Source organism: Nocardiopsis sp. FIRDI 009 (genome assembly GCF_003386285.1).
Lineage (GTDB): Bacteria > Actinomycetota > Actinomycetes > Streptosporangiales > Streptosporangiaceae > Nocardiopsis.
This window is the reverse complement of the sequence record NZ_QPNC01000029.1, coordinates 74,686-99,602: the sequence shown is the minus strand read 5'-3', so window position 1 is coordinate 99,602 and position 24,917 is coordinate 74,686. Positions and strand designations below refer to the sequence as shown.

The following is a 24,917-nucleotide window of genomic DNA, read 5'->3' as shown; positions in this document are numbered from 1 at the left end:
TAGCGGACTCTGAGCACTGCTTCGATCAGTTTTCGGTGTTTCGGCGATCCGCGGCGCTCTCCCGGGCCGACACGCCGGTGCCGCCCGCCGCCACCTCGGCCGCGATGGCGCGCGCCGTGGTGGAGCTGGGGCCCGGTTCGGGCACGAACACCGCCGCACGGTAATACCGCAGCTCACGGATGCTTTCGGTGATGTCGGCCAGGGCGCGGTGGCCGCCGTTCTTCTCCGGGCTCGCGTAGTACACACGCGGGTACCAGCGGCGCAGGAGTTCCTTGATGGAGGAGACGTCCACCATCCGGTAGTGCAGGAACTCGTCGATGCGTTTCATGTCACGTGCCAGGAAGGTGCGGTCCGTGGCGATCGAGTTACCGCACAGCGGTGCCTTGCGCGGTTCCTTCACGTAGCGGTGGATGTGCTCGAGGACCCGGTCCTCCGCCTCCTTGAGGGACACGCCCTTGTCCAGTTCCTCCAGGAGGCCGGAGGTGGTGTGCATCTCCCGGACGAAGTCGCCCATCTGGTCCAGTGCGGCCTGCGGCGGTTTGATGACGATGTCCACACCCTCGTCGAGGATGTTCAACTCGCCATCGGTGACCAGACACGCCACCTCGATCAGCGCATCGTGTTCGAGGTCGAGCCCCGTCATCTCGCAGTCGATCCACACCAGACAGTCATTCATACCGGTCAGCTTAGGCCGTGGCGGGAGCGGTGGGGATGGCGAAGGGCGGCCGGACCGGTCCGGCCGCCCTTCGTGACGGGGGTCAGATCCACACGTACTGGCCGGGGAAACCGACGTTGAGGACTTCGAACATCCAGTCGTAGGTGCCCGAGAACTGGAGGTAGGCCAGGGCGACGACGGCCACGAGAACAAGGAGGAAGGTGGTGCATCCGCAGCCGCATCCGCCGCAACCGCCCTTCTTCTTCCGCTGACCCTCAGGCGGAGGGTGGGGCCGCTGCGGCGGCTCTCCGCGACCGCCCGGCCCCTTGCGCCGTCCCCACCGCGAACGCCGGGGAGCGCCGGGCTGTCCGGGGGCGCCCTGGGGCGGCTGCCCGCCCACGGGAGGCTGGCCCGGGGCCGGAGGAGGCGGGTACGGCCCCTGGCGGGGGTAGCCCTGGGGCGGACGGTTCATCTGGTGCGGCGGCGGAACGGGACCACCCTGGGGCGGGCGGCCCGCAACGTTCTGCCCCGCGGGCGGCGGATAGCCGGGGGGCGCGTTGTATCCGGGAGCGTTCGGGGGCTGCTGGTACCCCGGACGCTGCTGGTACGGGCCGGGCTGCGGGTACCCGTAGGGCGGGGGCGGGGCGCCGGGTCCCTGCCGGGGGCCGGTGTACGGCTGTTGGGGTGCGCTGGGGGGCTGCTGGTACCCGTGCTGGTTCGGGTGGCCGGGGTAGGGCGGATACTGCTGGGACGCTCCCGCCGGGTGGGACTGCTGGGGGCCCGACGGCTGACCCGGGTACGGCTGCTGGGGGCCCGACGGCTGCCCGGGATAGGGCGGGTACGGCTGCTGCCGCGGGTGGTGGTCGTGGGCCTGCTGCGGTCCCGTCGCCTGACGCTGGTGCGGCCGCTGGGGACCGGACGCGCCCTCCTGGCCGGGACGCGGCTGTTCGGGTGGCGTCTCCTGGCGGGGAGCCCCCTGTTCCTGGGCCTGCTGGGGGGTGTCGCCCCCCGGAGCCCGCGCCGCGGCCCGGGCGGCCTCCTCCGCTCGCTTCCGGGCCTCCGCCTCCTTACGGGCGTGCTCCTCCTCGGCGGCCTTACGGCGCTGTTCGCGGCGTTCCTCGCTGAGGTCGGCCCATCCGTCCTTCAGGTTGCCGAGGAACCGGTTGAACCGGCCGCCCCTGCGCTCCTTCGGCTCCTCGGCCGCCCCTCCGGACAGCATCGGGTCGTCGGGGTCGAAGACCGCCGTGCCCGGTACCTCTCCGATCTCGTGCGGATCGAACACGGCGGTACGGGGGGTGTCGTCGATCTGGTGGGGGTCGAGCACCGCCGTGCGCGGGGCGTCGTCGATCGCGTCGTCGGTGATGTTGGAGGTGGGAAGCTCGTCCTCGGTGAGGTCGGCGGTCGGAAGTTCGTCCTCGTCCGTACCCGGGACGGGCAGGTCGGCGGGGTTGACGCGCACGGTCGCGCCCATGGCGCCCAGGTCCGCGGTCGGTTCCTCGTCCTCCCGGTCGCGCCCGGGCAGGTCGGCGGGGTTGACCCGGACCGTGGCGTCCATCCCGCCCGGGTCCGCCGTGGGGACCTCGTCCGCGGGCTCGCCGGAGTCGCGGATCACGGAGGGGTCGATGCGCACGGTGTCGGGGTCCTCGTCCACCGGGGCCGGGGTGGTGGAGGCTCCGGGGGCGTGCGCCCAGGACGGGTCGATCCGCATCGTGCTGGGCTCGTCGTCCACCGGCGTGGGGGCGGAGGACGGGCCGAGCCGCACGGTCCCCTCGTCGTCGGAGGGGTCGTGCTCCCCTCCGTCCAGTCGCGCCGTGTCCGCCTCCGCGTCGTCCGACGTACCGGAACCGCCCTGGAGTTCGCTCAGCGAACGGGTATGCCGCGTCCACGCCTCACCGTCCCACCATCTGAGCGTCTGCGCGTCGCCGTGCGGGTCCGCGTACCAACCCGGCTCGATAGTTCCACCCATGGCGGACAGACTAAGGGGTCGTAGCGTCGGGGGAGACCATCGGAGTCGGAATCCCTCCGTCTCCGACCACGTGGTCCCGCAGGTCGGCAGCCCTCACGGGATCGCCGACGGTTCCTGCGCCGGCTGACGCGGTGCCGGCGGCGGTCGAAGCTCCGACTCGGCCGCGACGGGGGCGGCGAACAGCCGGGTGCCGTCCAGCGCCCCCGGTCCGGCGGACGTCGACCCGGGTACCTGGTCGTGGCCGAAGTGCCCCCCGCGCGACCACGCCCGGGCCAGCTCCGCGACCGGTGTCCCTCCCCGCCCGGGAGGCCCCGCCGGCCACCGGCGCGGGACGTCCCAGGAGTCCAACCAGGCCAGGATCGGTGCCAGTCCGTGCATCGGGCCGTCGGTGAAGGGCTCCTCGGGCCGGGCGACCACCGCCACCGTCAGGCACACCCGCCCCTCGTGCCCGTGGTCGACGTGGAGCGAGTACCGGTTCGTGCGGCCCAGCGGCATCCGGCTGCGGCGGGTGGCGGCCAGCGACTGCACGACCTCACCGGTGAGCGGGTTCCACACCAGGTGCACCGACCGCCCCTCCTCGACCAACCGCAGTGCCTCCTCACGCGCCGACCACGCGTCGGGGCCGGAACCGGTCACCGTCCACACGGCACGGGGCGCACCGATCCCCGACGGCCCCGGGGCGGCGCCGCCGTCGATCCGTTCCGCGCCGGGCATCCACGCGTCGAACATGGCAGTTCCCCATCCGGTCGTCGTGCGTCCGGGCACCTCCTGACCGGGGCGGCGCCCGGACGGGTCCGGACCTCCACTGAGTACGCCAAGAAGGAGGAGAAGTCCATAGCCCTTTCCCACGCGGACAGGGTCATGTCACCCGCCGGTACCTCAGGGCCGCTACTCCTCGTCGTCCCCGGAGATGCGCAGGGAGAACGCCTGGAGGAAGATCTCACCGATCTCGGTCGGGTCCTCCGTCATGTACGCGGCGCCACCGGTGGCGGCGGCGATCCGCTGGAGCGGCTCCAGGTTCTGCACGTCCGGGCCGAACGCGATCGTGATGATCGGGATCGGGCGCGCCGGGCTCGCGATGTCCTCGAGCTGGGACAGCAGCTCCTCCAGTTCCAGTCCGCCCGGATTGTCGTTGTCCCCGTCCGTGAGCATGAGGATGACGTTGGTCCGGTCGGGCCGGTAGGTCCGCGCCATCTCCTGGTAGGCGGCCAGGTAGGTGTCGTACAGCGCCGTGTCGCCCTGCGGCAGGGGGGTCAGTGCGGCCAGGGCCGACGCCAGCACGTCGCGCTGGGGCGTCCCCTCCTCGTCCGTCGCCTGGAGTTCGCGGATCGGGGCGAGTTCCGAGTAGTGGAGGTTGTTGTTGACGTTGGTCGAGAACTGCCACAGCCCGAGCTCGGAGGTGGGCGTGAACATCTGGAGCCCCTCGGTGGCCGCCGCGCTGGTCACCTGCATCCGGGTCATCCCGGTACCGGGCACCTCGGCGAGCATGGAGCCCGAGACGTCCACGATGGTGAGCACCCGCGAGTCCATCTTCAGCTGGTTCCAGGTGCGGATCAGCTCGGTGACCGATCCCTCCGACGGCCTGGGCAGTTCGTCGGGGGCCTCCTCGCGGAAGCCGAAGTCCGCGGTCAGCACCGAGGTGTCCACCTCTCCCTCGGGGCCGCGGAACCCGTGGGTCAGCAGGATCGACCGGGCCCCGTCGGAGCGCACGGCGCCTCGGAACACCTCCGCGGCGCGGGTGATGTCGCTCTCCTCGCTGCGGACCACGTAGGGGTAGTCGAGGTAGTAGGTGCCGCCCTCCAGGTAGCTGGCCCGGGCGGTGGCGTCCTGGTGCGCGCTGTTGTAGCGCCACACGGCCTGCTCCGACATGATCATCACGGGCGGGGCCTCCTCGGTTCCGCCGCTGAGGGCGAGGAAGGCCGAGTCCTCGTCGGGCGAGGCGCCCTGGTGCAGCGCCTGGAGGGCCGCGGTCATGCGCGCGTTGTAGGTGGCCTCGTCGGGGCTGCCCTCCTCCAGGGCCCCGTTCAACAGGTAGAGGGTGCCCAGCCCGGTCGAGCTGCGCGCGGGGTCCACCACGCGGACGGTGCGGTCGCCCTGTTCCCCGGGGGCCGCCGTGGGGACCACGTCCGTCCAGCTGCGTTGGGTGTCGTCCTCGGCGAACTCGGTGAGTTCGGCCAGAACGAGCGGGGAACGGGCGACGGAGGTGCCGGTCTCGGTGATGACGGCGTCACCGGACTGGCTCCGCACCAGGCGCGGCCACACGGAGGAGTCGGGGATCCACACGTCCGAGTCGGTGTCGCCCATGGTCGCGCCCGCCCCGGTGATGCCGAAGGCGACGTTGGCGGAGTCGACCTGGCGGATCTCGGCGTGCACGCACCGCCCGTCCACGGTGTTCTCCTGGGCGTTGAAGTCCGTGGCCAGGCTGTCGAGGGCGGGGGCCAGCTCGGGGCTGACCGCCACGTCCAGTCGGATGTCCGAACCACGGCAGCCGTCGGTCTGCCCGAACATGTACACGCCCGCGGTGGCCAGGGCGACCACGATCACCAGTGCGGCGGCCAGGGCGGCGAAGGCTCCGCCGCGTCCACGGCGGCGCCGTCCCCGGCTCGGGTAGGGCTCTTCTTCGTATCTTCCGCGGTGACGTCCCACAGCTTTCCTCACGGGGTGGTGTACGGACGGGGGTCGGGGGTCGGCGCCCGGTCGGTCGCGCCTGTTCGGCGCTGGGTGGGGGACCGGCCGGGTGTTACTGGTCGGAACAGTACTCGTGCCGGTCAGGCCGGGTGCGGGTCGCACCGGCCGGTCCGGTGCGACCCCGCGGGGCCGCGTCCACTGTGATCGGCGTCGCGTTCCCGGTCACACGGGGGGATTCGGACGGAGCGGTCACCGACCGGCGTCCGGAAACGGTTCGTCCAGAAAACCGATCCGATATCCAATCGCAATCGCCTCGCGTTCGTTCGGAGCCGGAACCCGGTCCCAATGGTCAGTTATCGCAGTTCGGCACGCACAACCGCCGGGAGATCGAACTGAGGAAGATGTCTCCGATCTCGTCGGGGTCATCGGTCACGAACAGGGATCCGCTCGTGGCGGCCGCGATCTGGCGCAGTTCGGCCTCCTCGGACTGCGCCCCGAAGGCGATGATGAACATGCTGACCGGGCGCCGGGGGTCGAACCGGTCCTGTAGGGCCGCGACCAGCTCCGCGTGCGAGATCTCGCTCGAACCGTCGTCCCGGCCGGCGGTGAGCAGGATGACGCTGTTGATCTTGTCCTCGTGGTAGTTGTCCTGCACCTGGTCGTAGGCGTCCAGGATGTTGTCGTACAGCCGGGACTCCCCGCCGCGGACCGCGATCTCCTCCGCCACGTCGATGAGCTCCTGGCGTCTGGTGATGTCGCCGCTGCCGGACGACTCGCCCAACTGGCGCATCCCGGCGGCCTCGTCCCGGCCCTGGCGTCCGTACCGGTCCGACAGCAGCCACAGGCCCATGTCGGTCTCGTCGGGGAAGAGGGAGAGCCCCAGCAGGGCCGCCCGCTGGGCGACCTCCATCCGGCTGGGCCCGCCGTCGAGGTCCTGGGCCATGTTCTCGGAGGTGTCGGCCAGCACCAGGGAGCGGCTGGGCATCGACAGCCGGTTCCAGTCGGTGACCGAGGTGAGCAGCGCGTCCCCGGTGAGGTCGTCGTGCGTGGGCGGCTCCTCCGGAACGTCCCAGGGCTGCGCCTCCAGGGAGCGGGGGACATCGCCGCCGGGGCCGCGGAAGCCGAGGTCGCGCAGGTGTTCGCGGTGCTCGTCCCCGCGCAGGACCTCGTACAGGTCGGCGGCGGCCGACCGGAGCGCGGGGTCGTCGGTGGTGGTGACATAGGGGTAGTCGAGGCTGACCGTGCCCTCGGCGGGGTACCGGGCCACCAGCTCCGGCGCGGACGGCGCGCGCTCGTCGTTGTAGGAGGCGACCGCCTGCTCCGGAACCACGATCACCGGGTCGATCCGCGCGTCGGCCGCGGGGGAACCGGTGAAGAAGGTCGCCAGGTCGATCTCGCCGAACGCGCTGTCCAGCTGGACGTCCCGGACGAAGTCGGTCATGGCGGTGTCGGCCTCGTCCCCGGCGCCCAGGTGGCGGCGGACCGCGTGCATGACGGTCATACCGTCGGCGCCGCGGTTGGGGTCGACCATGACCAGGGGGCGCTCCGGGTCGCGCTCTCCGGGCAGGACCAGCGTCCAGCTCGCCTCCCCCGGGTCGGGGAGGCCCTCCGTTCCCGCTGGGGCGGTCATGACCACCGGCGAACTGGCGAGCGAGGGCGGATCGGTCTCGATGCTGTGCGTACCGCCGCCGGACACGCGGGCGAGCTCGACCCACACCGAGGATTCGGGCACCCACACGTGGGGGGCGATGGTGGAGTCGTTCCCCCGCCCCCCGGACAGGGCGGTCATGATGCGGTGCGGGGCGATCTCGTCGACCTGGGCGTATACGCAGTCGCCCCCGTAGTCGGGCTCCGCGTCGTTGAACTCGGTGGCGGCCGCGCGCAGGACCGGGGCGATGCTCTGCGTCGCGGACACGCGGAGGTAGCGGACGTCACCGCAGCCGAGCGCGTTCAGCCCGACCGGGATCGCGACCGCCGCGAGGGCGATGACCGCGACGGCGACGGCGGTGAACCCCAACGGTGACCAGGCCACCCGGCGTGTGGCGGACCGGGTCGGTGCGGGGAAGCGATGACGTCCACTGGGCAACGGGGATCTCCGGGGCGTAGTGGGGCGCGGCCCTCCGGCGGCGTCGCCGGAGAACCCGGTGGTGCGTGGGTCCGTGCGGCGCCGGGCCGTCGGGCGTCCGTACGAGGACGTGAACCATCGTGCGGCGAACGGCGTCACACAGGGTGAATCACGACCGACCAGCCGAATGTGACGAACGAAACTTCACCAGGACCTTACTCGTTGGTAATGGGGGAGCGAAAGTGGCCGAACGCCGACGTCGGACCGCCGCGTCCGGTCGGCGCGCGGAGACCCCTTTGTTACCGTGCCTCCCACAGAAGTACTCCGATCCCACGGATAGGCTTGGGCCTCTCCCGTCCCCCGCGGCAGACCCTCTCCCCTTCCGTGCCGCGGACGTCCGTGTGACCACCGACCCCCGAGGGTTATGGCATGTCCCAACAGCACCGAGACCACCGGAGCCGAGGCACGCTCGGCACCGCCCTGCTCACCGGCGCCTGCTGTGCCGGGGCGCTCGCCTACGCGATGCTCGCGGGCCCGTCGCTGCTGCCCGCGGAGGACGTCCAGGCCACGTCGGCGATGAGCCCGGACCTGGTCGGTCCGATCGCGGATGTCCCCGAGGCGAGGGTCGAGACCGGGCCGGTCGGTCAGCTGCGCATCCAGGTCAGCGACCGCGACCGTGCGTGGGTGCAGACCCTCGACTGCACCGGTGACCTGGAGGAGGACCCCCAGGCCTGCGCCGAACTGGCCCGGGTCGCCGCCGAACTCGACGGCGGGCACGGCGGGACCGGGAGGTACGGCGACGCGACCGCGCGCACGGCCACCGCCGACGGCACCGAGGAACTGTTCACCGAGGTGCGCGCGGGGACCGTGTGCACCGACCAGGTCTACGGGCCCCAGCGGGCCACGATCGAGGGCACCTGGGAGGGGCAGGAGGTCTCGACGACGCTGAGCCGGACGGGCTCCTGCGAGGAGGCGCGCTGGCAGCGGCTGCGTCCCCTCACCGAACAGCTCGGCTGAGACCGGTCAACCGAGGACACGGGGCCTCCCGGGTCGCGGAACCGGGATAATCGTCCTCCATGAGCGTCATCAGGGTCACCGACCCCGCCGATCCCCGCCTGGCCGACTACACCCGGTTGCGCGACGTCAACCTGCGCCGTCACCTGGAGGCCGAGCACGGACTCTTCATGGCCGAGGGCGACAAGGTGATCCGGCGCGCGGCCGCCGCCGGGTTCGAGCCGCGCAGCTTCCTGCTGACCGAGCGCCGGGCCGAGGCCCTCGACGACGTGGTCGCCGGCTCCGCCGCCCCGCTCTACGTGGTCGGCGAACAGACCGCCCGGCAGCTCGTCGGCTTCGACCTGCACCGGGGAGCCCTCGCCGCCTTCCACCGCCGCCCCCTGCCCGGGCTCGACGACGTCCTGACCGGGGCGCGCACGATCGTGGTGCTGGAGGACCTGGTGGATCACACCAACGTGGGTGCGATCTTCCGCAGCGCCGCCGGGCTCGGCGTCGACGCCGTGGTGCTCGCGCCCCGCTGCGCCGATCCGCTCTACCGGCGGGCGGTCAAGGTCTCGATGGGCGCGGTGTTCACCCTGCCCTACACACGGCTGGACGACTGGTACGGCGGGCTGGACACCCTCCGGGCGGTCGGTTTCCACCTCATGGCCCTCACCCCGGGGGAGGGGTCCCTGCCGCTGCGCGACGCGATGTCCGCACTCGGCCCCGACGACCGGGTCGGCCTGTTGCTGGGGACGGAGGGGGACGGCCTGTCCTCGCGCTGGCTGGAACGGGCCACCGCGCGGGTGCACATCCCGATGGCCGAGCGGGACGTCGACTCGCTCAACGTCACGGCGGCGGCCGCCATCGCCTGCTACGAACTGGCCCGATTCACCGGGTGACGTGCACGGCGGCCCCGCCTCCGGTCGCGGCGCGTCGGTCACACATGCCCTAGGGTGGCGCGTGACACGGATCTTGAGGCGTGTTCCCGGGAGCGCGTCCGAGACGCTTCGGAAGGGCGCGCCGCGGTAGAGCGGAGGGTACTGCCACATGGGCGGCCGAGCACTCGTGCAGTGGGAGCAGAACCGGGTGAACGCCCCCGATCCGCGCAGCGTGGACCTGTACACCGGCGGCGCCGCTCCGGAGTCGGGCCTGGACGAGGTGACCTTCTACCAGGTGCCCTACGCGCCCTCCACCCAGGGCGTCGACGAACGGCTCGACATCATCGGGCGGATGCCCGCCCTGGAGGTCGTCCAGCTCGTGTCCGCGGGCTACGAGCACGTCCTGGATCTGCTCCCCGACCACGTGACGCTGTGCAACGGGCGCGGCCTGCACGACGCCAGCACCGCCGAGCACGTGCTCGCGCTGATCCTCGCCGCCCAGCGCGACCTGCCGAGATGGGCCCTCGACCAGCACGACCACCGCTGGAGCCCCGTCCCGCTCCGGTCGCTGGCGGACTCGCGCGTGATGATCGTCGGCTACGGCAGCATCGGCGCGGCCGTGGAGAGCCGCCTGCTGCCCTTCGAGACCGAGGTCGTACGGGTGGCCAGCCGCGCCCGTCCCGACGAGGACGTGCACGGTGTCGACGAACTGCACTCCCTCCTGCCGGAGGTGGACGTCGTCGTCCTGGTCACCCCGCTCACCGAGAGCACCCGGGGGCTGTTCGGCGCCCGGGAGTTCGCCCTGCTGCGGGACGACGCGCTCGTGGTCAACGTGGGCCGCGGTCCGGTCCTGGACACGGCGGCGCTGCTGGCGGAGAACGGGCGGGTGCGGGCCGCCCTGGACGTCACCGACCCGGAGCCCGTCCCCGTCGACCACCCGCTGTGGGAGGCGCCGGGGGTGTTCCTCACGCCGCACGTCGCGGGCGGGTCGGCCGCCTTCTACCCCCGTGCCCGCGCGTTCATGGACCAGCAGCTCGCCCGCTGGGCCGCCGGTGAGCCGCTCGCGAACGTGGTCCGTCCGGGGCGCTGACACCTCCATCGACCGGGTTCCGTCGCGGGGCGACCCCACCGGCGTCCCCGTCGACCAGGCACCCGGCGGGGTTTCAGGGGACATTAACGGCTTTTGGTTGGTCTTTAGGGGTTTTGTCGGTGTCAGCGGCCACAGTGGAACCATGCGCATAGCGGTGGTCGCCGACGGCGAGGGCGGCGGCTGGCTCCAGGAACTGGAGCACGCCCCCGGCCCGGTCCGCCGCGTTCCCGACCTCGCCGACGCCGCCCGGCGGGCGGAGGACGAGCGTCCCGAACCCCCGCGCTGGGTCTGGTCGGCCAGCGAGGACGTCTACCCGGACCTGGTCCGGGCCGGGGTGCGCGTCGCGCGCTGCCACGACGTCGCGCTGACCGAGGCGCTCCTGCTCGGTTACCACGCACGCCACGGTGAGGCCCACTCCCTGGGAGCGGCCTGGGCCCGGTTGCACGGCCTCCCCGTCCCCGACGACCCGGTCCGCCCCCTCGGTGAGGGCATCGCCGCGCAGCCCGCCCTGTTCGAGGCCGACCGGTCCACACTGCCCCCGGGAACCGACCGCCTGGCCGCCCTGGTCGAGGTCCACGACGACCAGCTGCGCCGTCTCGCGGAGCTGCCCCACCCCCAGCGGATGCGACTGCTGACGGCCGTGGAGTCGGCCGGCGGCCTGGCCGCCGCCGAGATGAGCCACGACGGTCTGCCCTGGCGGCCCGACGTCCACGACGAGGTCCTCACGGAGTTGCTGGGCCCCCGGCCGCACACGGGGCAGCGCCCCGCGGTCCTGGCCGAACTCGCGGAGCGCATCAGCCGCACGGTCGGACGCGAGGTCAACCCCGACTCACCGGCCCAGGTGCTGCGGGCCATGGCGTGGATCGGCCATCCCGTCGAGTCGACCCGCTCCTGGGTGCTGGAACGCGTCGACCACCCCGTGATCCCCCTCCTGCTCCGCTACAAGGAGCTCTCCCGTCTGTACTCCGCCAACGGCTGGACGTGGTTGGACACCTGGGTGCGGGAACGTCCCGGCCCCCGCGGTGAGCGGCTCGGCCGCTTCCACCCCGACTACGTGGTCGGCGGTGTCGTCTCCGGCCGTTGGGCCACCCGGGGCGGCGGCGCCCTCCAGATCCCCAGGGCGGTGCGCTCGGCGGTACGGTCCGACCCCGGCTGGGCGCTCGTGCGTGCCGACGCCGGGCAACTCGAACCCCGTGTCCTGGCCGCCGTGTCCGGGGACGACGCCCTGGCGGCCGCGGCCGCCGAGGACGACCTCTACGCCCGCATGGCCGCGCACGTGGGCGGTGACCGGGAACGGGCCAAGATCGGCATGCTCTCGGCCATGTACGGTCAGACCTCCGGAGACGCCGCACCCCTGCTGCGCACCATGCGCCGCCTCTACCCCCGGGCGCTGGAGTACGTCGACCAGGCCGCCCGGACCGGTGAGAACGGCGGGATCGTCCGCTCGTGGCTGGGCCGGACCTCGCCCGCCCCGCAGGGGTGGGCCACCACCGTGTCCGGTCCCGACGGGGACCGCCGCCGTCGCGCCCACGGCCGCTTCACCCGCAACTTCGTCGTCCAGGCCACGGCCGCCGAGTGGGCGCTCGTCCTGCTGGCCGCGCTCCGGCAGCGCCTGCCGTCCCTGCCGGAGGGCGCCGGGATCGTCTTCTTCGTCCACGACGAGGTCGTCCTCCACGTCCCCCGCGAGCGGGTGGAGGAGACCCTCGCCGCCGTCGCCGACGCCGAGACCCGCACCAGGACCACCCTGTTCGGAGACACCCCGGTCCGTTTCCCCCTGGACACGGTCGTCACGGACGACTACGCGAAACGCTGACCCAATCCGGACACGGGGCGTTACGGGTCCGGTAACGGACGGCGTGGACTTCTTGCAAACTGGCCCGCCTGCACCCATTCTTGGACGCGGACGCAACCGTCAGCCCGCTACCACAGGGGTACCCCCACCCCTTGCGACGGTACACAGAAAGGGTGAGATCCCCCCGTGCGGAGCCGTTTCAGATCATGTGCGGGAACCACGGCCGCCTTCGCGGTCGCCTTCACCGCCTTCGGGGCGACCCCCGCGTGGGCGGACCCGGTCGTGGAGGACCGGCCCCCCATCGCCGACCAGCTCGCCGAGGACCACCAGAACACCAGTGGAGTCGACCCCCGCGGCTCCGCCACCCCCGCCCCTGACGTCGCCGATGCCGAGGCGCTGCGGCGCGACGCCCGTGTGGCCCCGTTCCGTGAGGCCCGCAGCGTCGAGTACTTCGCCGTGGCCCCCGACAGCCTGCCCCGTACGGTCGTCGACGCGGTCCGCGACATCGAGGACGTGGAACACGTCCTGACCGTGGACGCCGCGCGCGTCGGGATCGACGGCGAACCCACCTCCGTGCTGGGCGTCAACCCCTCCAGCTTCCGCAACCACGCCCCCGCGCCGTCGGCGGAGTCCGACGAGATCTGGCAGGGCGTCGCCGAGGGCCGTATCGCGCTGTCCAACACTGTCGGCACCGAGCGCGAACTCGACCTGGGCAGCGAGGTCAGCGTCGCGGGCGGTCACGGTGAGGTGGACCTGGAGGTGTGGACGCACGCCACCTCCGGTATCGCCGGGATCGACGCCCTCGTCTCCCGGGAACGCGCCGCCGAACTGGGCATGCCCAAGGGCAACGCGTTGGTGATCTCGGCCCCCGACGCCGACCTGTGGGCGCTCTACGACGCGCTGTCGGACGCCCTCGGCGAGGACGTCTCCCTCCAGTTGGTCGCCGACGCCGCCGAACCGGCCGAGCCGGGCGAGGCCATGCCCTCCTCGGTGATCGAGGAGGTCATCGCGCACGCGGAGAGCCAGATCGGTGTGCCCTACGTCTGGGGTGGTGAGACCCCGGAGGGCGGCTTCGACTGCTCCGGGCTGCTCCAGTGGGCCTTCCGCCAGGCAGGAGTGGAGATCCCCCGCGTCACCCACGACCAGTGGAACGCCGGCGAGCGGGTCGACTTCGAGGACGCCCAGCGCGGTGACCTGCTGTTCTGGCGGTCGGACCCGACAGCGCCCGACTACATCTCGCACGTGGCCATCTACCTGGGCGACGGCATGATGCTGGAGGCGCCGCGTACCGGCCTGAACGTACGGGTCACCGAGGTGCGGACCGCGAACTTCGCCGGAGTGGTGCGCGTGCGGACCTGAGGCCGCGGCCCCGCACCGTCGGGGAACGAGAGCGGGCCGCGGCGTCACCGCACTGGTGGCACCACGGCCCGCTCGTCTCTCCTTGTCCGAAGAACCCAGCCGGGAGGGGAAGGCAGGTCTCGGTTCAGGAGGGGGACAGGGTCGTCGCTGAGGGAGGGGGAGTCAGCGCACTGACCCTGTTTTCGGTGGTATTGAGTTCTGCGGGTACACGCCCGGATCAGCGCCGGGGCCCGTCGCACAGGGTCTACATAAGCAGTGCCCGGACGATTTGGCAAGGGGATCCGCACAGCTGGGCGCCCCCTTCCGGCGCGTGCTCGGCACACGTCGCCCGGACCTCGCCCAGGTGTTCGGCCGCGTTCTCCTGGCGTTCAGCGTCCCACCGCGTACCCCTGCGATCCGCGCGCGTCGGCGGCGGCCCGAAGCTCACCCGTGTCCGGATCGCGCGCCACGGCGGCCAGCCGGCCGAGCGTCCAGGCGTCGGCGACCTCGACCCGGTGCCCCCGACCGACCAGGTCGGCGATGACGTCCTCACCGATCCCGGGTTCGACGATCAGGTGTCCCGGCACGGTCTCCCTCGGGTGGAAGGAACTGGGGAAGGCGCTGGTGTGGAACATCGGGGTGTCCAGCGCCTCCTGGAGGTCGTCGACCCCGTGGAGGATCCGCAGCAGGGCGGTGAACGTCCACTGGTCCTGCTGGTCGCCGCCGGGCGTCCCGATCGCGAGGACCGCCTGGCCGTCCTCGCGGGTCACGAGGGTGGGGGACAGGGTGGTGCGCGGCCGTTTGCGGGGCGCGAGGACGTTGGGGGAGGCGGGGTCGAGCCAGAACATCTGTGCGCGGGTGCCGAGCGGGAAGCCCAGGGCGGGGATGACCGGTGAGCTGCTGAGCCACCCACCGCTCGGGGTGGCCGAGACCATGTTGCCGTGCGCGTCGACCACGTCCACGTGACAGGTGTCGCCGCGCCGGTCGGCCGGTGTGGCGCCGGTGGGGCCGACCGTGGGCTCGCCGGTGGTGCGGTCGCCGGGGGTCGCGCCGACCTCGTACAGGGGCGGGATGAAGGGGGCGCGTCCGGCGACCGGATCGGGTCGCGGCACGGGGACGGCCCGACGGTCGTCGACGCGGGCGGCGAGCCGGGCGGCGTGGTCGGCGGAGAGGAGCTCCTTGAGGGGGACGTCGACGTGCTCGGGGTCGCCGTACCAGGACTCCCGGTCGGCGAAGGCGAGTTTGGCGGCTTCGGTCACCCGGTGCACGAACTCGGCGCTGGTCCCCTCGCGGACGTCGTGGCCGGTGCCCAGGGCCTCGGCGATCCGCAGTTGCTGGAGCATGACCGGCCCCTGTCCCCACGGGCCGGTCTTGTGCACGGTGTGCACGCCGTGGGTGACGCTCACCGGGTCCTCGAAGGTGGCGCTCCAGTCGGCCATGTCCTGGGCGGTGAGCAGGGCCCGGCGGGGCACCCCCGACCCGTCGGGGACGGGTGCGGCGAGGAACGCCCCCACGGCCTCGGCGACGAACCCGTGCGACCAGGCGCGCCGGGCCGCCTCGATCTGGGTCTCGCGGTCGGAACCGGCGTGTTCGGCCTCGGTGACGATCCGACGGTAGGTGGCGGCCAGGGCGGGGTTGCGCAGGCGGGTTCCGCGCCCGGGGGCGGAGCCGTGGGGGAGGTAGACCTCGGCCGATCCGGGCCAGTGCCGGGTGAAGACCGGGGCGAGCGCGGTGACGGCCCCGGCGATCCGTTCCAGGACGGGGTAGCCGCGTTCGGCGAGGCCGATGGCGTGGTCGAGGACCTCGCGCACGGTCATGGTGCCGTGGTCGCGCAGGAGCAGCATCCAGGCGTCGAAGGCTCCGGGGACGGTGGCGGCGAGCACGCCGTTGCCGGGGATGAGGTCCATGTCCGCGAAGGCGTCCGGGGTGGCGGCGGCGGGGGAGACCCCCTGGCCGCACAGCACGCGGGGGGACCCTCCGGCGGGTTGGAGGAGTGCCGGAACCTCCCCACCGAGCCCGTTGAGGTGGGGCTCGACGACCTGGAGGGTGAAACCCGCGGCGACGGCCGCGTCGAAGGCGTTACCGCCGCGTTCGAGTACGGACATGCCGGTGGCGCTGGCGAGCCAGTGGGTGGAGGCGACCATTCCGAAGTCGCCGCGGAGCTGGGGGCGCGTGGTGAAACGGGGCATGGCTCTCCTCGGGGGTCGGGGACACCCGCCCGCTCCGGCGGACCCCGGGTACCGCGCGGACGTGACAGCGGTCACCGGATAGGGGCGTCGAGCCGACCGTATCCCAGGGCCGCGGCCCGTGGCGCTCTGTCCACAGGCCAGTGGCCCGAGGCTGGCGTCTCGACCCAACCCCGGGCCACCATTGGTATAGGGGCGCCCACGCTCCGCCCGCCTCGTGCTGCCCGGCCGGAGGCTCTCCCCCCGGCCCGGCCGGTCGGCACCCGGCCACGGCCACGGTCACGCGCCGCCCGTGCGGCTTCGGACCGCCCACGGCCGCGCGCTCAGCCGGTCACCCGACCACGGCCGCGCCCCGTTCCGGTCCCGCCTCGGCCGGGCCCCGCGGATCCGGCCGCCTCACGGCACCTCCATCTCGAAGCTCCACGGCAGGGAGTTCCACAGCTCCTCCCACTCCGCGTCGTCCATCGGTTCGAGACCACCGGCCTCACCCGGCCCGGACGCGTGCGTCTCGGTGGCCGAGTGGACGATCTCCTCCATGCCCTCGGTCGCCTTGGCCTCGGCCTCCTCGATCAGCCGGGCGATCAGGTCGGCGATCTCGGCGAGCACGGCCTCGATGTCGGAGCGCCGCATGTCGAGGCTGTCGGCGCAGTGGTCCGTGGCCGCGTTCTTCTCGACCTCGGTGCCGTGGTACCAGACGGTGGCGAGCAGTTCGTCGCGCTGCTCGTCGGTCAGCTGTGCACGGCTCAGCGGCTGCTCGGTGGTGTCGCCGGAGACGGCGGACGTCGATCCCCGGTCCTGCTCGGCGTCGGTGTAGTCGAAGACCACGAACTCGTCGATCAGGCACTCCTTCACCCGTCGGGAGCTGGTCGTCTCGGGCTGGTCGGATCCGGTGTCCGCCTCCTCCGCCCCGGACGCGTCGCCGCCGGTCGCCGCGACGTCCTCGGCGGTCACCTCGACCGCGTCGCCGTCCTCGGCGGGCACCTCCACCGCGGCCACCTCCTCGGCGGTCACCTCGACGGCGTCGGTGTCCTCCTGCTCCCCGACCGCAGCGTCCTGCGCGGGCGCCTGCTCCGCGCCGGCCTCCGCGGTCTCGCCCCCCGTCTCCCCGAGGGCGTTCGATCCCGCGACCTCCTCGACCGAAGCCTCCTGAGCGGGCTCTTCGGCTTCCTCAGCCTCCCCCGTGCCTGCGGCTTCCTCGGCTGCCTCGGCCTCGACAGCCTCCGTGGCCTGTTCGGGCGCCTCCACCTCGGCGGTCTCTCCGTTCTCCTCAGCCGCCTCGGACTCGCCGGTCCCGGTGCTCTCCCCGGCCTCACCCGTGTCGTTCTGGACGTCCTCCTGCGCCTCCTCCGAGGCCCCCTCGGCATCCGGCGCAAAGGCCCCGACCACCGACTCCGCCATCCGCCGCAGCTCGTCGCCGTTCCACCGCTCCGGCCGCAGATGGATGGTGACCGCGACCCCGGGTTCCTCCAGCCAGAACATGTCGCCCGTGGACTCCGAGACGTAGGCCTCGCGCTCGGACCCCTCGCCGCCCTCCATCCGTTCCAGTCCGCGGTCGGGCAGGTGGGCGTACCGCAGGTCGCGCAGGTCCTCCAGGGTCTGGACCCGCTCCGATCGCAGGATCATCACGCGCCCGTAGAGCTGGTCGGGGCCCTGCACCCAGGAGATCTGCGACTGGCTGTTGCCCCGTCGGTCCGTCAGTGAGGAGGCGTTGAGCCCGAACCTGTCCAGTCCGGGGGGCAGGTAACCGATCTCGAACCCGTCGATCCGGTACGAGGAGACCGCCTGCTCGACCACCGGCCAGTTGATCACCCGCGGGTCCTTGTCGTCCGCCGCCACCGCCGGTCCCGCGAGACCTGTCAGCCCGGTGGTCGAGAGCGTGGCGGCGCCCAGGAGCGCGACCCACCTCGTGTGGTGCTTGCGCATCATCGTTCCTTCCCATCGACTACTACTAGTGATGGTTTCAGGACTCTAGGTGATTCGCGGGGGGCTCTCCAGTCAAAACCGGTACATGACGTAATTCATTCGCTTCATTGGGTGAAAATCCGGGAAGGGTGTGACCTGCCCCGTACCAGAAGATGGGATGCCCATTACCCGACGCTCCGCGCACGGTCATCGAGGGGTCACCATCCGCATCCACCCTGATGGAGCAATTCGGCCAGTCCACGCGAACTTGGGAGGTCCGGTGCGCCGCATCGGAATCGTCGTCGGAGCCGCTTCACTCTTCATCACCGCCAGCGCGGGCGTCTCGGCCGGGGCTCCCGGCCTCGACCCCCGAGAGTCCACCGCAGAGTCCCTCGCCGTCCAGCACCCCGTCTTCGACCGCCCGCTGGTCGCCGTCTCCCACCGCGGCGCCTCGGGGCACGCACCGGAGAACACCCTCGCCGCCATCGACGTCGCCCGCGAACTGGGCGCCGTGACGGTCGAGGTCGACGTCCAGCTCACCGCGGACGGCGAACCCGTGATCATGCACGACACCACCCTGGAGCGGACCACCGACGTCGAGACGGTCTTTCCCGACCGCGCGCCCTACCGGGTCTCGGACTTCACCATGGCGGAGATCCGCCGGCTCGACGCCGGAAGCTGGTACGACTCCGCCTTCGCGGGAGAGCCCGTCCCCACCCTGGGGGAGGTCCTCGACCGGATGGAGGAGCACGACCTCAACCTCCTCCTGGAGCTCAAGGAGCCCGCGCGCTACCCCGGCATCGAACGCGCCGTCGCCGAGGAGCTGTTCGAGCGCGAGGGGTGGTTCCGGCGCAACCCGCCGTGGGAGCCCCGCCGTCTGGTCATCCAGAGTTTCGACTGGGAGTCGGTCCGCGAGTCCCAGGACATCCTGCGGTCCGTTCCGCACGGCCTGCTGGGTGTGGTCCCCGAGGACCGGATCGACGACTACGGCTGGGCCGCCATGATCAACCCGAACCACAGGCACATCGACGCCGACTACGTGGGCCGGGTCCAGGAGGCCGGAATGGAGATCATGCCCTACACGATCAACGACCGCGCCACCATGGACGCCGTCCTGGAGATGGGGGTCGACGGTTTCATCACCGACTACCCCGAGGTCGGGCGCGAGGCCATCGACGACTTCGGCGCCGATCGCACCGAGGCGCCGTCCACGCCGCCCGCGCCTCCGGTCGCGGCGCACGACTGACCCCCGGCCGCCCCGCGCGCCTGACGCCGGTGGGATGATCGGACCGACCGACACCTCCCCCGCTCCGGCCCCGAACCTCGGGGCCGGAGCGGGGTACCGGCACACAGGAGGCGTGGACGCACCGTGACCGATCGGCTCGACATCCCGAGTGAACACGTCGACTGGCGGACCAAGGGGTTCTGGTGGCCGGGCGAGCCCGTCACCCTGGAGGAGTTCGCCGCCCGGCGGTTCCACCTCTTCTCTGGTCCCTTCACCTGGCCGCTCATGGTGTTGCGCGCCTCCGCGCTCGACCGCAACATCGCGGCGCTCGCCGCGTTCTCCGAGCGGCACGGCCTGCCGCTCGCACCGCACGGCAAGACCTCCATGGCCCCCGCGTTGATCCAGCGCCAGCTGGACGCGGGCGCCTGGGGGATCACCGCCGCCACCGCCAACCAGGTCCTGGCCTACCGCCGTTTCGGGGTCCGTCGGATCATCCTCGCCAACGAACTCCTCGACCGGGCGGCACTGCGCTGGGTCGCCGACGAACTCGACCGCGACCCCGACTTCGAGTTCCTCTTCTACGCCGACTCCACCGAGGGCGTGGCGGCAGCCGCCGGGGCCCTCGCCGACCGCCCCACCGGACGCCCCCTGCGCCTCCTGGTCGAACGCGGCGTTTCCGGCGGGCGCACCGGCTGTCGTACCCGCGAACGGCTCCTCGCCGTGGCGCGCGCCGTCGTCGCCGCGCCGGGCCTGGAGCTGGCCGGGGTCGCCGGTTACGAGGGGCCTCTGGGCGACGACGCCGACGCCGTGCGCGCGTTCCTCCGTGACCTGGGCGGCGACGCCGCGGCGCTCACGACCGAGCACGGCCTGGACCGGCCGGTGCTGTCGGTGGGCGGCAGCGCCTGGTTCGACCTGGTCGCCGAGGAGATCGGCGGTCGCGAGGACGTGCTGCCGATCCTGCGCAGCGGCGCCTACGTCGCGCACGACGACGGCCTCTACCGGCGCACCACCCCCTACCGCCGCCTCCCCGAGGGACCCGACTCCCTGGAGGGCGCCCTGGAGCTGTGGGCGCGGGTGGTGTCCGTGCCGGAGGAGGGACTGGCCATCGCCGCGCTGGGCCGCCGCGAGGCCAACCACGACCAGGGTTTCCCGATCCCCCGTGCGCTGCGGCGCGCCGACGGAACGACCGTGCGGGCCGCGGGCGCGGCGGTCACCGGTCTCAACGACCACCACGCCTACCTGCGGATCCCGCCCGAACTGGGCGTGGCCCCGGGGGACCTGGTCTCCTTCGGGATCTCCCACCCGTGCACGGCCTTCGACCGCTGGCGCGTGATCCCCGTGGTGGACGACCAGGACACGGTCGTGGACGCCGTCGCCACCTACTTCTGACCCCGTCCGGCCCCTGACCCCGTCCGAGGCCGGGGGCCGAAACCCCGCCGCCGAACCCCGCCCCGGGCCGCGGTGCCCGGGTCCGTGCGGCGGTGGTCGGGCGCCCGACCACCGCCGCAGGTCACCAGCCGCTGACCCCCGGGCGGGTCTGCCACGGGTGCGGTCCGTCCAGCGGCCGGTACTCCACCCCGGCCGCGTCCAGGCGGTCCAGGTGTCCCCGCAACCGGGGCTCGAACTCGGCGTAGTCGCGGTCACCGGAGGACCACACCTGCTCGGCGAAGGCGACCACGCGCGGGAACACCATGTAGTCCAGCCTCCGGGGCGAGTCGATGTGCTCGGTCCACACGTTGACCTGGGCGCCCAGGACGTGTTCGGCCTCCGCCTCGGTCAGGCCCTCGGGGACGGGCTCGGCCGTGTAGACGTCCTCGGTGCGCAGGAGCGTGCCGACCGGGACCGGCTCGTCGGGGGACTCGGACTGCCGGTAGTCGAGGTAGGACGTCGCGGTCGGGGCCATGACCACGTCGTGCCCGGCCCGGGCCGCGGCCACTCCGCCCTCCTGGCCGCGCCAGGACATCACCGTCGCGCCCGGTGCCAGCCCCCCTTCGAGGATCTCGTCCCATCCGACCAGCCTGCGCCCCCGTGCTGTCAGGTACTCGTCGAACCGGCGGATGAACCAGCTCTGGAGCTCGTCCTCGTCGGCCAGCCCCTCCTCGCGGATCCTCCGCTGGGCGGACTCGCTGTCCTTCCACTGGGTCTTGGGGCACTCGTCGCCGCCCACGTGTACGTACCTGCTCGGGAACAGCTCCAGCAGCTCGTCGAACACGTTCCTGTAGAAGTCCAGGACCCCGTCGGTGACGGCCAGGACGTTGTCGCTGATCCCCCACCGGGTCCACACCGGGATCCGGCCGCTCTCACCCAGCTCGGGGTAGGCGTGGATGGCGGCCTGGGAGTGGCCGGGGACGTCGATCTCCGGGACCACCGTGATGTGACGGGCCGCGGCGTGGGCGACGATCTCGCGGATGTCGTCCTGGGTGTAGAACCCGCCGTGGGGACGCCCGTCGAACACGGCGGGCGTGCCGGCGCCCACCTGGCTCTCGGTACGCCATCCACCGTCCTCGGTCAGCTTCGGGTACCGCCGGATCTGGATCCGCCATCCCTGGTCGTCGGTCAGGTGCAGGTGCAGGACGTTGAGTTTGTGCGCGGCCAGCAGGTCGATGAACCGCAGGACCTCGCGCTTGGGGACGAAGTGCCGCGCCACGTCCAGCATCACGCCGCGCCAGCGGAACCGGGGGGCGTCGGTGACGCGCACGGCGGGCAGGGTCCACTCCACACCGTCGAGCGGCGCGCCGCGGTAGACGTCCGCGGGCAGTAGCTGCCGCAGGGTCTGGGCGCCGTAGAACACCCCCGCCGGGTCGTGGCCGACGACGATGGCGCCCTCCTCGTCCACGATCAACCGGTAGCCCTCCGGGCTGAGTCCGGCCCCGGGGTCGACGCTGAGCCGGATCCGCGCGTCGTCCTCGTCTCCGGTGGTCAGGGGGAGCCCAGTCGACGCGCCGAGTTCACGTTGGAGCCACGCCAGCGTTCCCCGGGCCTCGGGGTCCGCGGACACCCTGGTGGCCGTGGTGAGTGTGAATCCGTCGGAATCGCCTGGAACCGCCTGGTCGGGGCGTGGGATCAGTGGCCGGTCATCGAGACGGGGGGAGGAAGTGTCGGGCACGGTGGGGCGCTCCTATCCGGTCTAGACCAATAGTGGACATCCTGCCATGCGCGCGCCGTGGGGCGCACCCTCCCGGGCGTGCTCGTCCGTCGTGCCCGCGGGGACGACGGGCCGGAGGCCGCGTCCCCGCGGAGGGGCGTCGGACCGACCGCCGGGTCCCGTCCCGCCTCGTCCGCGCGGACCCCGTCGACCCGTACCCGGAGCGGTCCCTGACCCGCCGTCCGGGTGGGGCAGCCGGGTCCGACCTGGGCCGGAACACCACCGTCGACCGAGGGCGCCGCGCCCGACCCCCGAGACGGGGTGGGGCGAGCACCACCCGGCGGACGGGGGCTGGCGTTATCGCCGAGGCGGGGAGCCCGTCCGTAACGTGGCGGCCAGATCCGGAGCCCGCTGGGCGAAGGGGGCGGACCGAGTGTCAGGGGATGCGACGATGAGGTCACGACGCGGAGCGCGGGCGGCGAACACCCGGCGGCGGTGGCACCGATGACGTGGTTCGCCCTCATCGCCGTGGCGGGGGCCTTCATCCTGGCGCTCGGCTCCGCGCTCCAGGAGCGCGACGCCGTCCGCGCGCCGGGACGGCAGGTCGCGCGGGCCGGGTTCCTGCTGCACCTGCTGCGCCAGCCCCGGTGGCTGGTCGGCAGCGGGGCGGCGGTCCTGGGCGCGGCTCTGCACCTGGTGGCCCTCAGCGGCGCCCCGCTGACCATCATCCAGCCGATCGGCGTCACCGGCCTGCTGTTCGCGATCGTCCTGTCGGCCCTGTTCAACCACCAGAGGGTGAGCACCTGGCAGATCACCGCCGGAGCCGCCGTCATGGTGGGTCTCGGGGGGCTCCTGTGGCTGTTCCCGCACGGGGCGGACACCCCGGTCATGGGGATCGGGACGGCGCTCCCCCTGGCCGGGGCCTCCCTCGGATGCGGACTCGCCGTGTACCTCACCGCGCACCGGATCCCCAGCGGCGCGCGCGCCCTGCTGCTCGCCCTGGTGGGCGGCGCGGCCATGGGCACCACCTCCGGCCTGGCACGCGTCATCGCCGCCAACGTCCCCGACGACTGGACGACCCTGTTCGGCTGGCTGACCCCGCTCGCCGTGCTCACCGCGGTCTTCGGCGCCCTGCTCATGCAGAACGCCTACCGGACCGGCCACTTCGCGGCGGCCTACGCCACGTTGCTCATCACCGACCCCGTCGTCGGCGTGGCCATCGGCGCGTTCCTCCTGGGGGAGGGGACCCCCGAGACCGTCGCCGAACAGGCGGGGGCCGCGGCCTTCGCCGCCCTGGCGATCGCCGGAACCATCGCCCTGGCCCGGACGCGCCACCGTAACCCCGAGGCCGCCGGGTCCGGCGGCCTCGTGCCGGACAACGCCCGTACCCCCACCCCTTGAAGGAGTCGCCATGGACCGGACCGACCGTGTGCTGCGTGTGCTCATCGCCACGGACACCTACCCGCCCGACGTCAACGGGGCGGGGTACTTCACCCACCGGCTGGCCGAGGGGCTGGCGGGGCGGGGGCACCGGGTCCACGTGGTCTGCCCCTCGGATCTGGGCGACCCCTACGTGACCGGCAACGGCGGCGTGACCGAACACCGCCTGCGGTCGGCCCCCATCCCGCTCCAGGAGTCGATGCGCATGGCCGTCCCCCTGGGCATCGGCGGCCACACGGCGCGGCTGGTGGCACGGCTGGACCCGGACGTCGTCCACGTGCAGAGCCACTTCACGGTCAGCCGGACCGCGCTGCGCAGGGCCCGCGCGGCGGGGGTGCCGGTCGTGTTCACCAACCACTTCATGCCGGACAACCTGTACGCGCACGCCCACCTGCCCCAGGGGGTGCACGCGGTGGCCGGGTCGGTCGCCTGGCGTGACATGGTGCGTGTCGCCCAGGCGGCCGACCACGTGACCACGCCGACCCCGCGCGCAGCCCGCCTGCTGCGGGAGAAGGGTTTCGCCCGGGCGGTGGAGGCCATCTCCTGCGGGATCGACCTGGAGCGGTTCCACCCCCGGGAGGAGGAACGGGCGGCGGCCCGGGCCCGGTTCGGGCTGCCCGACCGGGACACGGTCGTCTTCGTCGGCCGGCTCGACGCGGAGAAGCGGATCGACGACACGATCCGCGCCCTGGCGCGCGTGGCGCCGGAACGGGACGCGCAGTTGGTCCTGGCCGGGACCGGGCAGCGCGAACAGGAACTGCGCGCGCTCGCCGCCGGTCTCGGGATCGCCGACCGGGTGCGCTTCCTCGGCTTCGTCCCCGACGAGGACCTGCCGTTGGTCTACACGGCGGGGGACGTGTTCGCGATCGCGAGCGTGGCCGAGCTCCAGAGCATCGCGACGCTGGAGGCGATGTCCTCCGGGCTGCCGGTGGTGGCCGCCGACGCGATGGCGCTGCCGCACCTGGTCGAGGAGGGACGCAACGGCTTCCTCTTCCCGGCGGGGGACGTGTCCGCGCTGGCCGGACACCTGCTGACGGTCCTGGGGCCCCGCGACCGGCGTCGCGTCATGGGTGAGGCGAGCCGCGAGATCGCGCTGCGGCACGACCACCGCCGGTCGCTGGAGCGCTTCGAGGCCGTGTACACGAGTCTCGGGGCGACGGCGCCCAGACCCGTGCGCGTGGAGCGGGTTGTCGCCGCCTAACGCGGAGGTCGCCAAATGATGTCCGTTATGTCACTTTCCGCATTCTTTGCGAGGTGATCAGTGAACTCGGCCCCGATCAGGAAATACCTGACCATGTGTGGTTCGAGGGCATCAGCGGGCGGGCCGGAGTCGGCCGGATCGCCCGCGGCGGCAACGCGACGGAGGGCCTCACCGAGCGGCTGATCAGCGCCGAGCGGGAGGCCCACACCCACGAGCGCGACATGTCGGAGTTCGAGCGAGAACGCATCGATCTGGAACACCGGGTGGTGCGGATGGAGGCCGAACTCGAAGCCCTGCGGCGAAGGCGGTTGGAGGCCTACGCCCGGTGGTGGAACGCCAGGGACGACCGCGACCGCGCGCTCCACGTCTGCCGTCGACTGCGCCGACGCATCGACCGGACCCGCCGCCGCAGGGGTGAACCGTGACCCCGAGGCCGGGCCGGGTGCCGGAACCGTCCGCCGAGCGCCGAC

General features: G+C 72.7%; 18 protein-coding genes. 10 read left to right on the top strand and 8 right to left on the bottom strand.

What is annotated here, in order from left to right; all coding sequences use genetic code 11:
* Nucleotides 1–25 precede the first annotated feature (25 nt).
* The 5 genes from orn to DVR05_RS22500 all read right to left on the bottom strand — a co-directional run bounded on the left by orn (nt 26) and on the right by DVR05_RS22500 (nt 7,335).
* Nucleotides 26–676: an oligoribonuclease gene (gene orn / locus DVR05_RS22520; RefSeq protein ID WP_116247908.1), complete on the bottom strand. Its 651-nt coding sequence runs from the start codon at nt 674–676 to the stop codon at nt 26–28.
* An 82-nt stretch (nt 677–758) separates the two neighbouring features.
* Nucleotides 759–2,621, bottom strand: a complete 1,863-nt coding sequence (locus tag DVR05_RS27570; protein WP_116247907.1) for a DUF2510 domain-containing protein — start codon at nt 2,619–2,621, stop codon at nt 759–761.
* A 93-nt stretch (nt 2,622–2,714) separates the two neighbouring features.
* The gene (locus DVR05_RS22510; protein ID WP_116247906.1) at nt 2,715–3,350 is read right to left on the bottom strand and encodes a hypothetical protein; all 636 of its coding nucleotides are present in this window, start codon (nt 3,348–3,350) and stop codon (nt 2,715–2,717) included.
* A gap of 159 nt (nt 3,351–3,509) precedes the next feature.
* Nucleotides 3,510–5,267, bottom strand: a complete 1,758-nt coding sequence (locus tag DVR05_RS22505) for a substrate-binding domain-containing protein (protein WP_116247905.1) — start codon at nt 5,265–5,267, stop codon at nt 3,510–3,512.
* 331 nt (nt 5,268–5,598) lie between these two features.
* Nucleotides 5,599–7,335, bottom strand: a complete 1,737-nt coding sequence (locus DVR05_RS22500; protein WP_116247904.1) for a substrate-binding domain-containing protein — start codon at nt 7,333–7,335, stop codon at nt 5,599–5,601.
* 408 nt (nt 7,336–7,743) lie between these two features.
* Between DVR05_RS22500 and DVR05_RS22495 the strand changes: the two genes are divergently transcribed.
* From DVR05_RS22495 to DVR05_RS22475, 5 genes are all read left to right on the top strand, one after another.
* Nucleotides 7,744–8,331 (top strand): hypothetical protein, encoded by a 588-nt coding sequence (locus DVR05_RS22495; RefSeq protein ID WP_116247903.1) that lies wholly within the window; start codon nt 7,744–7,746, stop codon nt 8,329–8,331.
* A gap of 59 nt (nt 8,332–8,390) precedes the next feature.
* Entirely contained in the window at nt 8,391–9,209 is an 819-nt protein-coding gene (locus DVR05_RS22490) for an RNA methyltransferase (protein ID WP_116247902.1), read from the top strand.
* A gap of 148 nt (nt 9,210–9,357) precedes the next feature.
* Nucleotides 9,358–10,278, top strand: coding sequence for a 2-hydroxyacid dehydrogenase (locus DVR05_RS22485; protein ID WP_116247901.1), 921 nt, complete (start codon nt 9,358–9,360; stop codon nt 10,276–10,278).
* A gap of 142 nt (nt 10,279–10,420) precedes the next feature.
* Complete coding sequence (locus tag DVR05_RS22480; RefSeq protein WP_116247900.1) at nt 10,421–12,091, top strand: bifunctional 3'-5' exonuclease/DNA polymerase; 1,671 nt, start codon at nt 10,421–10,423, stop codon at nt 12,089–12,091.
* Between the two features lie 165 nt (nt 12,092–12,256).
* A complete protein-coding gene (locus tag DVR05_RS22475; protein WP_116247899.1) occupies nt 12,257–13,429 on the top strand; it encodes a C40 family peptidase in 1,173 nt (390 codons plus the stop codon).
* Between the two features lie 368 nt (nt 13,430–13,797).
* Here the strand turns inward: DVR05_RS22475 and DVR05_RS22470 are convergent, their stop codons facing one another.
* Both DVR05_RS22470 and DVR05_RS26760 read right to left on the bottom strand, forming a co-directional pair.
* Nucleotides 13,798–15,597, bottom strand: coding sequence for a gamma-glutamyltransferase family protein (locus DVR05_RS22470; protein ID WP_116247898.1), 1,800 nt, complete (start codon nt 15,595–15,597; stop codon nt 13,798–13,800).
* Between the two features lie 393 nt (nt 15,598–15,990).
* Entirely contained in the window at nt 15,991–17,517 is a 1,527-nt protein-coding gene (locus DVR05_RS26760) for a hypothetical protein (RefSeq protein ID WP_157982511.1), read from the bottom strand.
* Nucleotides 17,518–17,776: 259 nt separating this feature from the next.
* Between DVR05_RS26760 and DVR05_RS22460 the strand changes: the two genes are divergently transcribed.
* Both DVR05_RS22460 and DVR05_RS22455 read left to right on the top strand, forming a co-directional pair.
* Entirely contained in the window at nt 17,777–18,742 is a 966-nt protein-coding gene (locus DVR05_RS22460) for a glycerophosphodiester phosphodiesterase family protein (protein WP_116247897.1), read from the top strand.
* Between the two features lie 123 nt (nt 18,743–18,865).
* Nucleotides 18,866–20,110 (top strand): alanine racemase, encoded by a 1,245-nt coding sequence (locus DVR05_RS22455; RefSeq protein WP_116247896.1) that lies wholly within the window; start codon nt 18,866–18,868, stop codon nt 20,108–20,110.
* 121 nt (nt 20,111–20,231) lie between these two features.
* On the opposite strand, the gene DVR05_RS22450 is transcribed toward DVR05_RS22455, so the two are convergent.
* A complete protein-coding gene (locus DVR05_RS22450; RefSeq protein ID WP_198659297.1) occupies nt 20,232–21,827 on the bottom strand; it encodes a beta-N-acetylhexosaminidase in 1,596 nt (531 codons plus the stop codon).
* A 483-nt stretch (nt 21,828–22,310) separates the two neighbouring features.
* Between DVR05_RS22450 and DVR05_RS22445 the strand changes: the two genes are divergently transcribed.
* The 3 genes from DVR05_RS22445 to DVR05_RS22435 all read left to right on the top strand — a co-directional run bounded on the left by DVR05_RS22445 (nt 22,311) and on the right by DVR05_RS22435 (nt 24,872).
* The gene (locus tag DVR05_RS22445) at nt 22,311–23,207 is read left to right on the top strand and encodes a DMT family transporter (protein ID WP_198659296.1); all 897 of its coding nucleotides are present in this window, start codon (nt 22,311–22,313) and stop codon (nt 23,205–23,207) included.
* Nucleotides 23,208–23,217: 10 nt separating this feature from the next.
* A complete protein-coding gene (locus DVR05_RS22440) occupies nt 23,218–24,447 on the top strand; it encodes a glycosyltransferase (RefSeq protein ID WP_116247894.1) in 1,230 nt (409 codons plus the stop codon).
* Nucleotides 24,448–24,542: 95 nt separating this feature from the next.
* Nucleotides 24,543–24,872, top strand: coding sequence for a hypothetical protein (locus tag DVR05_RS22435; protein WP_116247893.1), 330 nt, complete (start codon nt 24,543–24,545; stop codon nt 24,870–24,872).
* Nucleotides 24,873–24,917 lie beyond the last annotated feature (45 nt).